The sequence below is a fragment of the Cardiobacterium sp. genome (assembly GCF_057314735.1).
In genome coordinates, this window is record NZ_DBHKZK010000015.1 from 47,886 (window position 1) to 57,351 (window position 9,466).

11 protein-coding genes are annotated in these 9,466 nt (G+C 59.4%); 10 read left to right on the plus strand and 1 reads right to left on the minus strand.

Features of this window, described 5'->3' with window-relative positions:
- Positions 1–85 precede the first annotated feature (85 nt).
- Positions 86–376 carry a DUF1330 domain-containing protein gene (locus ACO54Z_RS01785; protein WP_048714919.1) on the minus strand — a complete coding sequence of 97 codons (291 nt, stop codon included), beginning with the start codon at positions 374–376 and terminating at the stop codon, positions 86–88.
- A gap of 174 nt (positions 377–550) precedes the next feature.
- Between ACO54Z_RS01785 and ACO54Z_RS01790 the strand changes: the two genes are divergently transcribed.
- The 10 genes from ACO54Z_RS01790 to ACO54Z_RS01835 all read left to right on the plus strand — a co-directional run bounded on the left by ACO54Z_RS01790 (position 551) and on the right by ACO54Z_RS01835 (position 9,237).
- The gene (locus ACO54Z_RS01790) at positions 551–1,963 is read left to right on the plus strand and encodes an efflux transporter outer membrane subunit (protein WP_485995470.1); all 1,413 of its coding nucleotides are present in this window, start codon (positions 551–553) and stop codon (positions 1,961–1,963) included.
- A gap of 511 nt (positions 1,964–2,474) precedes the next feature.
- Positions 2,475–3,302, plus strand: a complete 828-nt coding sequence (locus ACO54Z_RS01795; protein ID WP_485995471.1) for a hypothetical protein — start codon at positions 2,475–2,477, stop codon at positions 3,300–3,302.
- A 362-nt stretch (positions 3,303–3,664) separates the two neighbouring features.
- Entirely contained in the window at positions 3,665–4,078 is a 414-nt protein-coding gene (locus ACO54Z_RS01800; protein ID WP_485995472.1) for a hypothetical protein, read from the plus strand.
- On the plus strand, positions 4,075–4,485 hold the full coding sequence (locus tag ACO54Z_RS01805; RefSeq protein WP_485995473.1) for a hypothetical protein: 411 nt from the start codon (positions 4,075–4,077) through the stop codon (positions 4,483–4,485). Before ACO54Z_RS01800 ends, ACO54Z_RS01805 begins: the two co-directional genes overlap by 4 nt.
- Entirely contained in the window at positions 4,482–4,925 is a 444-nt protein-coding gene (locus ACO54Z_RS01810; protein ID WP_485995474.1) for a hypothetical protein, read from the plus strand. Before ACO54Z_RS01805 ends, ACO54Z_RS01810 begins: the two co-directional genes overlap by 4 nt.
- Before the next feature lie 90 nt (positions 4,926–5,015).
- The gene (locus ACO54Z_RS01815; protein WP_485995475.1) at positions 5,016–5,465 is read left to right on the plus strand and encodes a hypothetical protein; all 450 of its coding nucleotides are present in this window, start codon (positions 5,016–5,018) and stop codon (positions 5,463–5,465) included.
- A 100-nt stretch (positions 5,466–5,565) separates the two neighbouring features.
- Positions 5,566–6,630, plus strand: a complete 1,065-nt coding sequence (gene aroC / locus ACO54Z_RS01820) for a chorismate synthase (RefSeq protein ID WP_485995476.1) — start codon at positions 5,566–5,568, stop codon at positions 6,628–6,630.
- 202 nt (positions 6,631–6,832) lie between these two features.
- Positions 6,833–7,387: an RNA 2'-phosphotransferase gene (locus ACO54Z_RS01825; protein ID WP_485995477.1), complete on the plus strand. Its 555-nt coding sequence runs from the start codon at positions 6,833–6,835 to the stop codon at positions 7,385–7,387.
- 75 nt (positions 7,388–7,462) lie between these two features.
- Positions 7,463–8,347 (plus strand): hypothetical protein, encoded by an 885-nt coding sequence (locus ACO54Z_RS01830; protein ID WP_485995478.1) that lies wholly within the window; start codon positions 7,463–7,465, stop codon positions 8,345–8,347.
- Positions 8,348–8,772: 425 nt separating this feature from the next.
- Entirely contained in the window at positions 8,773–9,237 is a 465-nt protein-coding gene (locus ACO54Z_RS01835; RefSeq protein ID WP_485995479.1) for a GtrA family protein, read from the plus strand.
- Positions 9,238–9,466 lie beyond the last annotated feature (229 nt).

A 9,466-nucleotide genomic window follows, 5' to 3' on the forward strand; every position in this document is an offset into this window, starting at 1 on the left:
CCCCCTCCAAACCAGGTACACAAAAAATCCCTTCCCCCGCAAGCAAGGGAAGGGATCCGAATGGCAGGAAGAAAACTGCCGGGCTTTAATCCACCCCTTCCAGCAACACCGCGCGGCCAAGCGTTGCCCCCAGGCGGATAGATTTGAACTGCCCGTACTCCGTGCTGTCGTACCACGCCTTTGCCGATGCCATATCGGGAAAACGCAATACCACCGAACCGTCGAAGTCGGCACCTTCCAAAGCCTCGTGCGCACCATTGGCAACCAGAATTTCGCCGCCGAACGGGGCGAGAGTGGGCACAGCCAATTGCAGATAGCGGTCATAAGCGGCCTGATCTTTCATTTCATCGCGGATAAAAACAACGTAAGCAGACATAAATTTCCTCGTATTTGTGGAAGCCGCATCTTACCGCAAAGCGGCACAACAGCAAAACCCGATGCGGGAACCCCCAAAACCTTCCCCCATTTACGTCGCGCGGTAACAGAAAGGGGATAAGGCCCCGCTGAAAACCCGCCTGAAAACAAACAAACAACACAAAAGGAACCAACCATGCCCCCCCGCCCCCTCCTCCTCACCCTCACCGCCACCCTCCTCAGCGCCTGCCAAACCACCACCATCACCACCGCGAGCCGCGTCCCCCTCCCCGCCGCCTACGAACAAAACACCCGCGCGACCGGCAACGCCGACATCCGCCGCTGGTGGAAACACTGGCAAGACCCCGTCCTCGACCAACTCATCGCCGAAGCGCTGGCGAACAGCCCCGACCTCGCCATCGCCCGCAGCCGCCTCAAAGAAGCCCAAGCGACCGCCCACCTCGCCGACGCCGACCGCGGCGCGACCATCGGCCTGGGACTAAACGCCGGCCACCTCGACGCCGACCTCGACAACCCCCTCGACGGCACCCCGCTGGCGCGCAGCGACAAAATCAACACCCACAGAACCCTCCTCGCCAGCAACCTCAGCGCCAAATGGGAAGCCGACCTCTTCGGCCAAAAACAAAGCGACGCCGACGCCGCCCGCTACGCCGCCCTCGCCAGCGCCGAACAAACCCACATCGCGCAACTACAAATCGCCGCCGCCGTCGCCGACGCCTACCTGCAAGCGCGCGCCCTCGAAGCCCGACAACAACTCGCCGACGCCAACATCGCCACCCTCGAAAAACTCGCGCATTACGTGGATGCCCGCTACCGCGCCGGGCACACCACCGCATATGAAAAAACCGAAGCACAAAGCCACCTGACCGCCGCCCGTGCCGCGCGCAGCACCCTCGAAGCCGAACGCGCCGCGCAAATCCGCAAAATCGCCGTCCTCCTGGGCAAAACCCCGCAGGGCTACCACCTGCCCGCAAGCACTGCCGACGCGCTGAACCACCCGCCCGCAGCGCCCTCCGGCCAAACCCCGCAAGGCCTGATAGAGCGCCGCCCCGACCTGCGCGCCCGCGCCGCCGAAATCAATGCCCGCGCCGCCAAAGTAGCGAGTGCCAAAGCCGACCTCTACCCGCGCCTCACCCTCAACTTCCTCGGCCAGGGAATGCTCAACATCGACAGCCACGACACCCAAAAAGGCCTGCTTGACCTCTTGGGCGCCAGCCTGCAAGTGCCGCTGTTCACCAATGGCCGCGTCCAGGCAAACATTGACGCCGCCGACGCCCGCCTGAAAACCGCGCTCTTGCAATACGACCAAACCCTGCTGCAAGCCTTGGCCGACGTCGATAACGCCTACCAGGCGAGCGACGCGCTCGCCAGCCAAACCCGCCTGCTCGCCCAAGCGCGTGACGAGGCCGAAAAACAGGCGACGGATGCCGAAAAACTCTACCGCTACGGCAACAAAACCCTCGCCGACACCTTGAGCGCCCGCATCAGCGCCAACCAGAACGCCGACAACCACCTCCGCAGCCAACTGGCACACGACCAGACACTGATCGCCCTCTACAAAGCCCTCGGCGGCGGCTGGACAGAATAAAACCCGACCGCCGCTCTGCCCGCTCCCCCGCAGCGAAGCGCAGCGGGCGGGCCCATGCAAAATGCGTCCGCATTTTGCATGGGCCCGGGGGAGGGATGGGGAGGGGGTAGCGCCCGCGATACAACCGCCGACGTCCATATAAACCCGTAGGGTGGGGCTTGCCCCACCACCAACGACCAGAAACGCCCGCCATAGCTACAAACCATACGCCAACCGCCGCCCAATCTCCCACCGTTCTTCCCCCTCCCCTGCAGGGCGAAGCCCGCAGCGGGACTGGAACAGCTCGCGCGTAGTGCGAGAAAGGGCTGGGGAGGGGGTAGCGAACTCACGACTATTGCCGATACTGATTCATCCACCGACGTAGGTCGGCCATTTATGACCGACAACACAGACGTCGGGCATGAATGCCCGACCTACAAAACAATGCCGACACACCAACCGCCACCCGCACACCGCCGAACAGCCCCGGCAAATCCGGTACAATCCCGCCACTACCCCACCGGAGCCAATCATGGACAGACCCTACCCCGCCACCGCCGCCAGACGCTACACCATCACCGGCCTCATCATCGGCCTTGCCATCACCGCCAGCGCCTTCAGCACCGCCCCCGCCCTCCAGCCCCTTCGCGGCGACCCGCTCGTCGCCGCCGCCTTTCTCATCGTGCCGGCACTGGCCGCCGTTGCCACCGCCTACCACCTGCCGCTCATCCAGGCCGGCAAAGACTGGCGCGGCCTCGCCCTCACCACCCTGATCAGCCTCGCCAACGCCGTGCTGCTCACCCTGCCCTTCAAAGCACACGCCATCTTCCACGGCAGCACAGGCGACCGCATCCTGCTGCAAACCGCGCTTGCGCTCGGCCTCGCCAACGGCATCTTCACCGGCCTCATCGCCCTGCCGCTGCCCGACCACAAACACCATCCCACGCCGACCGCACGCAGCAATGGCCGCCTCATCGCCTGGGGAACCGCACTCGGCGCGCTCGCCGCCTTCGTGCCAGTCGCCACCCTGCCGCGCCTGCACGCCATCGCCGACAATAGCCCCTACGGCCTCCTCCTCTTCCTGCTGACCATCCCCTTCTTCTGCGCCAGCAGCAACGCCATCCTCAACGAAAAACTCCAATGCCGGAAAAACGCCGCCGGACTGCTCCACCTCAGCAATTACAGCCTGGCGGGGGCGGCGCTTTGCGGCTTGCTCGTCGCCAAACACGACCCGGCGCTGATGAACCTCGCCGGAATGCTGACCCTGCTCGCACTCGCCATCACCTACGCCCTGAGCTGCGGCCTGCTCACCGCATGGCTGGCACTGCCCGCACCGGAGAAAAAACAGGCAGTATCCTGAAAGGTATGTTGATTACCAGCAGAGTGGCAAAAATCAGCCGTTGCCAATATTCCGCCGGTCCGCCCTCCCTCGCAGGGTACGCCAGTACCCGCAGCGGGAAGGGGGCGAGCAATATTACTCAAGAGTCAAAATGGCGATTTTTCACGCTTGCTGCCCCCATCCCGGTTTTCTTACTGTGCAAGCTGTTCCAGAATCCCCCAGAGAGGAAGGGAGCATATCGATGGTTTCCTGTTTTTCACTTCATGACACAAATACGCCAAACAGGTTTATAGCCATCCAAAAAAGAAACCCGCTCCTGGCGCAACACTACCCTGTATGCAAATCGCCTTGAATAAAACGCTCCAAAAAATATCGAGAGAAACATGAAAACAGAAAATCCCTATCCGCGAAAATCCGTCCGACGGAACTTCACCATGTGCGGCACACTGTTCGGATGTATCCCTGCCTTGTTTCTGCTGTCATTCCCCTTATGGGGGGCAGTGTTTTTTATGGTGGTTCTTGCCCTTGTGTTCCCGCTGTCCTGGTTCGCAGGTGCGTTCATCGCTTCGCTGGAGCTCTATCGTTCCGCGAGCAGCTATTTCGTGTCCATGATAATTTGCGGCATCCTCGGCCTGTTCGGCATGATTCCATTTGGCATCATTGGCCACCTGTCCAACCCGGAAAGCGCTTATATCATGCTTGTCCTGATGGGACTCGGCGCATTCGCCGGACTGATGACCGCGCTGATGACCCTGCCCGCCAAAGAAGACCATACAGAAAACGAAGAATCACCATGACCAGACAAATTCCTCCTTATCCGGCATGGCCGACTTTCTGGAAATTCACCTTATGCAGTATTCTGATTGGTGTAATGACACTCCTGCTAACTCCCTGGGGATACATATTGCTAGCATTATCCATAACAGGCATACTTTTCTTGCTATCCCTTGGGGCAATTCTGACAAGCATTTTGGTTGTCTTGTTGCGCTTACATAAAAACGCTGCTGGTGTATTCATTGCTGCACTCATCTATATTATTTCAGGAATTCTGATTACATCCATTTTGTTTGGTTGGGAAGGATTCTTCTCCAAAATAGAAAATACATACATTGTATTAATTTCTTCCATACCTACCGCATTTACTACATCACTCATCACATTACCGGCCAAATCTAGCCATACAAAAAACGAAGAATCTCCATGACCAGCCCCCCCCTTTATCCGGCATGGCCGGTTTTCTGGAAATTCAGTATTTGCGGCATTCTGCTGGGTATAACTCCCGGCCTGACTGCGGGATTACTGCTGCAAGGCATTCCTGACCTGGCGCAATCCTTGCTGATACTTCCTGCCTGCCTCATCATCCCTTCTGCCCTGCTGGCAGCCGCAATCATTGCAAAATACAGAATTTACCGGGATTCGGACGGTATTCTCACGGCAACTGCCATTAGCGTAATATCCGGCATAGCCTGCGCTTGCATCGCTTACGCCGTACTATCCCTGTACGCGAATCACCACGGGGGCAAATCAGACGGTGATTTGGCAAATGTCTTTATCATAATCGTCGTTGCTTTGGGGATTCCCGCTGGCTGGCTCACTACCTTTTTCACCCTGCCCGCCAAACCCGTTCCCCCTGAAGAACGCTAACCCGCGTCAGGCGTACCATCACCCAAACCGTATCATCTCACTCATCGCATTGCCCTCCAGAACAAACCATTCAGAAGACAAAGAATCCCTATGAATACCTCCATCCAACCCTACCCGTCCATTCGCGTATTTATCCTGTTTGCCGTAGTCGCCCTGCTGATTGGATTTATTCCGATATTTTTACTTATGTATATACTCAATGATTTAAGCCCTGCCAGTCCCGAAAAAGATGCCACAATGCTTCTACTACAAATCATACTACCTGCCGTTTTACTGGCAGACTTTATTATCGTAAAAAATAAAATTTACCGGGAAAATAATGGTATTCTTGTAGCAATGATTATTTGTATTTTATCCTGCATAGCCTGGATAACCATTTTTGACATCATTAACTCTGTTATAAAATCTTACGATGTAATCATTGATATAGAATTTATCAAAATCATGAGTGCCATATTCTGCATACCGGGCGCCATTGCTGGCTGGCTCACCGCCTTTTTTACCCTGCCCGCCAAACCCATTCCCCCTGAAGAACATTAACCCGCGATTCAGGCGTACCATCACCCAAACCGTTTACATACACCTTGAGCGCTCAAGTGTATGTAAATCACGAAAACCCCAATACTTAAGGAACCCACCTATGAGCGGAAACAGCATCGGTCAAAACCTCATCCTTACCACCTTTGGTGAAAGCCACGGCGTTGCCATCGGCGGCATCCTCGACGGCTGCCCGGCAGGCATCCCGCTGGACGAAGCCGCGATTCAGGCCGAACTCGACCGGCGCAAGCCCGGCACTTCGCGCCACGTCACCCCGCGCCAGGAAGCCGACCGCCTGCAACTCCTCTCCGGCATCTTTGAGGGCAAGACCAGCGGCACGCCAATTGGCCTCCTCATCATGAACGAAGACCAGCGCAGCCGCGACTACGGCGCGATTAAAGACCAATACCGCCCCGGCCACGCCGACTACACCTACCACGCCAAATACGGCATCCGCGACTATCGCGGCGGCGGACGCGCGTCCGCGCGCGAAACCGCCATCCGCGTCGCCGCTGGCGCGATTGCCAAACAAATCCTCGCCCACCTTGCGGGCGTGCAAATCCGCAGCTACGTCTCGCAAATTGGCGAACACCGCCTCAATTTCGTGGACTGGAGCCACGTCCGCGAAAACCCGTTCAACTGCCCCAACGACCACCAGACCGCGTTGCTTGACCGCTACCTCGCCGACATCCGCCGCGCAGGCGACAGCATCGGCGCGGAAATCACCGTTATCGCCGAAAACGTCCCCGCCGGCCTTGGCGAACCCGTCTTCGACCGCCTCGACGCCGACATCGCCAAAGCCCTGATGAGTATCAACGCCGTCAAGGGCGTGGAAATCGGCGACGGCTTCGCCGTTATCGAAAAACGCGGCAGCGAAAACCGCGACGAACGCCGCGCCGCAAACGGCTTCCAGAGCAACCACGCGGGCGGTATTCTCGGCGGCATCAGCAGCGGACAAAGCATCCTCGCCCGCGCCGCCTTCAAACCGACCAGCAGCATCCTCATCCCCGGCCACAGCACCGACGTGAACGGCCAAGACGTGGACGTCGTCACCAAGGGGCGGCACGACCCCTGCGTCGCCCTGCGCGCCTGCCCCATCGTGGAGGCGATGCTGGCGCTGACGCTGGCGGATCACTACCTGCGCCAGCGTGGGCAAAACGGCGGCTAAGCGCTGATTACAATAGAAAAATTCTCCTCCCCCTGTGGAGGCAAGGCTTGAGGCGTGTTTCACCCGTTCCCATCGCGGCCAAACAACCCGCGTAGGTCGGTCATTCATGGTCGACAACAACAAAGCCCACCCGGCACAGCAATGCCAAAACGCCAACCATCGCCCGCATCCCAAACGACATAACCAACCCCCGCCCATCCCCATGAAAAACCCCGATCCCAGCACCCGCATCAGCAAACACCTGAGCTTCGTCCTGCGCCACCACCCCGAAAGCATCGGCATCACCCTTGACGCGCACGGCTGGGCGGACATCGCCACCCTCATCCGCCAAATGAATGCCCACGGCACCGCACTCGACCGCACCCTGCTCGACCACATCGTCGCCACCGACCCGAAACAGCGCTTCGCCTATGACGCGGGCGGCAGCAAAATCCGCGCCAACCAGGGACATAGCATCGCCATTGACCTCGCATACAGCCCGGCCATCCCGCCCGAAACCCTCTACCACGGCACCGCGCAAACCACCCTCGCCGCCATCCGCCAAAGCGGCGGCCTCGACAAACGCACACGCCACCACGTCCACCTCTCGCCGGACGCCGCAACCGCGCACAAAGTCGGCCAGCGCCACGGCAAACCCGCCGTGCTGCGCATTGCCGCCGGACAAATGCAACGCGACGGACACACCTTCTACCAAAGCGACAACGGCGTCTGGCTCACCGACCACGTTCCGCTCGCCTACATCGCCTTTGACGACTGAACCCGCCGGGAATTCCCGCCTCCCCGTGACTGGGAGACCCAAAACATCACCGCTTCCAACCAACCCGCTTCAACCATGCAACGCTACGAAAACCCCAAAACCGTCCTCGGCGGCATCCTCTTTTTCATCCTCGGCGGCCTGTTCCTCTACGCAGTCAAAAGCGACTGGTCGCGCTGGTTCGGCCTGTTCACCGCCATCCTTGGCGTCCTCGCCCTGCTCCTTCTGCTCTGGCAAATCCTGCACCCGGCAGAAGAAAAAGACCATCTCGGCGACCTGCCTGATGACAGCGCCATAGACCCGCCCGATCCCGCCATTGCCTCCGCGCCGCCGCGCCCGCTCACCCCGGCGGAAATGGCAGCACTGCGCGACACCATCGCCATCCTGCACCAGGCGGGCATCCTCGCACCCCAGGCGCCCGCAGCGGAAGACCTCGCAGCAGCCGTCGCCGACTGGGGCGTGGTGGATAACGAAAGCGTACTGAACGCCGTCATGGAAGCAGGCTACTACCACCCCGGCTATCAGGAAGAACACTACAGCGCCAACCTCGCCTGCATCGAAACCGACGTCGAACAGGACAGCGCCGCGCTGCACGACCTCATTGACGACCTGCTCCGCCTGGCGGGCGACGACCGCGCCAGCTACCGCCTGAACTGCGAAGCAGACGGCGACAACACCGCCATCCGCCTGCAACTCACCAGCGGCGGCCACACACGGGAAATCGCCCGCAACCTGCCGCCGCGCGGACTGGACGAAGCCCTGTGCAGCGCCATCGCCCGCTTCCTGTACGACAGCGGCGCGCCGCGACGCCTCATCTGGACGGGCGCGGAAACCCTGTGGCTCTCCAGCCTGCCCGCCGACGAGCCGCAGGCACTCGCCCGCCTCAACCAGGCACTGGGGCTAACAGAAGACGAATGGAATGCCTGGCGCTACCTCGATACAGAAAATAGCGGAATTTCGTAATAATATGATTTATAACGTGTTTACGATACCCGTCATTTGTTTGCAGGGAGCGTACCGCAAACACGCACCGTTTCCCGCTACCAAAAAACCGCGCGTATCGGCTGCGCCTAGAGGCTGTTCACAATTGACTATAACATGATGATTTCATTCGCAGGTTTGGCTAAGGCCTGTTTACCATTCCGTCGTAAACACGCCCAATCCAATGCGGTTGCGTAGCGACGATTTTGTGAGCTACACCATTGGTTTGTAGAGTGTGTGCCGCAGGCACGCACGCGTTTGCCGATGTCAAATTCCCGCGTGCGTGTCGGCTACGCCGCCACACACCCTACGCACGGAACCCGCCCGCTGCGGGTTTCGCCCTGCGGAGGAGGGGGGTCTAAATGGTAAACAGCCCTTAACCCAACCTACAATGCCGCGCAGCATGAATGGCAAACAGTCCCCCTGACATCCCCTCCTGGAACACCCACCAACAAAACTCGAATACCATGCCTGCCAACACCGCCAAACAGGGAGGATTCTTCCTCCTCGTCGGCACAATTGCCGCCGCCATCCATTTCGCCGTACTGACGCTCACCGTTGAATACGGCAGCATCGCCCCGCTCGTTGCGAACATCATCGCCTTCGCTGTCGCCTTCTGCGCCAGCTTTGCCGGACACTACCGCCTCACCTTCCGTGGCAGCGGTGCCCATTGGTGTCGCAGCGTACCGCGCTGGCTGGCAGTATCACTCACCGGCTTCGCCGCGAACCAGACCCTGTTCGCGCTCGGCATCCATTGGCTTGGCGCAACGTACTACCAGCCGCTGTGGTTTGTTGTCACCGCTGCCGTCACCGCCTTTAGCTTCGCTGCGGGAAAATATTGGGCGTTTCGCACTATGAAGCACACTACATGACGCATAACAACAAACATTGCATCGCTTGTCATAGACTGTAGGCTGTGTGCCGCAGGCACGCACGCGTTCTCCGATGTCCAAAATCCCACGTGCGTGGCGACTATGCCGCCACACGCCCTACGAAATGAGCGAAACAAAGCGCTGAAGGTGATGGCGTCCATAATGCGGCAGCCAATGTATAGCCATCCACCGAAAGTTTCAGACAAGGCGCGTCGCCGAAGACAGTACG

What these genes read in the sequence shown, in the direction of transcription:
- ACO54Z_RS01790 (WP_485995470.1), top strand. Translation starts at nt 551, where the DNA reads ATGCCCCCCCGCCCCCTCCTCCTCACCCTCACCGCCACCCTCCTCAGC.
- ACO54Z_RS01800 (WP_485995472.1), top strand. Translation starts at nt 3,665, where the DNA reads ATGAAAACAGAAAATCCCTATCCGCGAAAATCCGTCCGACGGAACTTC.
- ACO54Z_RS01835 (WP_485995479.1), top strand. Translation starts at nt 8,773, where the DNA reads ATGGCAAACAGTCCCCCTGACATCCCCTCCTGGAACACCCACCAACAA.
- ACO54Z_RS01815 (WP_485995475.1), top strand. Translation starts at nt 5,016, where the DNA reads ATGAATACCTCCATCCAACCCTACCCGTCCATTCGCGTATTTATCCTG.
- aroC (WP_485995476.1), top strand. Translation starts at nt 5,566, where the DNA reads ATGAGCGGAAACAGCATCGGTCAAAACCTCATCCTTACCACCTTTGGT.
- ACO54Z_RS01810 (WP_485995474.1), top strand. Translation starts at nt 4,482, where the DNA reads ATGACCAGCCCCCCCCTTTATCCGGCATGGCCGGTTTTCTGGAAATTC.
- ACO54Z_RS01825 (WP_485995477.1), top strand. Translation starts at nt 6,833, where the DNA reads ATGAAAAACCCCGATCCCAGCACCCGCATCAGCAAACACCTGAGCTTC.
- ACO54Z_RS01785 (WP_048714919.1), bottom strand. Translation starts at nt 376, where the DNA reads ATGTCTGCTTACGTTGTTTTTATCCGCGATGAAATGAAAGATCAGGCC.
- ACO54Z_RS01830 (WP_485995478.1), top strand. Translation starts at nt 7,463, where the DNA reads ATGCAACGCTACGAAAACCCCAAAACCGTCCTCGGCGGCATCCTCTTT.
- ACO54Z_RS01795 (WP_485995471.1), top strand. Translation starts at nt 2,475, where the DNA reads ATGGACAGACCCTACCCCGCCACCGCCGCCAGACGCTACACCATCACC.
- ACO54Z_RS01805 (WP_485995473.1), top strand. Translation starts at nt 4,075, where the DNA reads ATGACCAGACAAATTCCTCCTTATCCGGCATGGCCGACTTTCTGGAAA.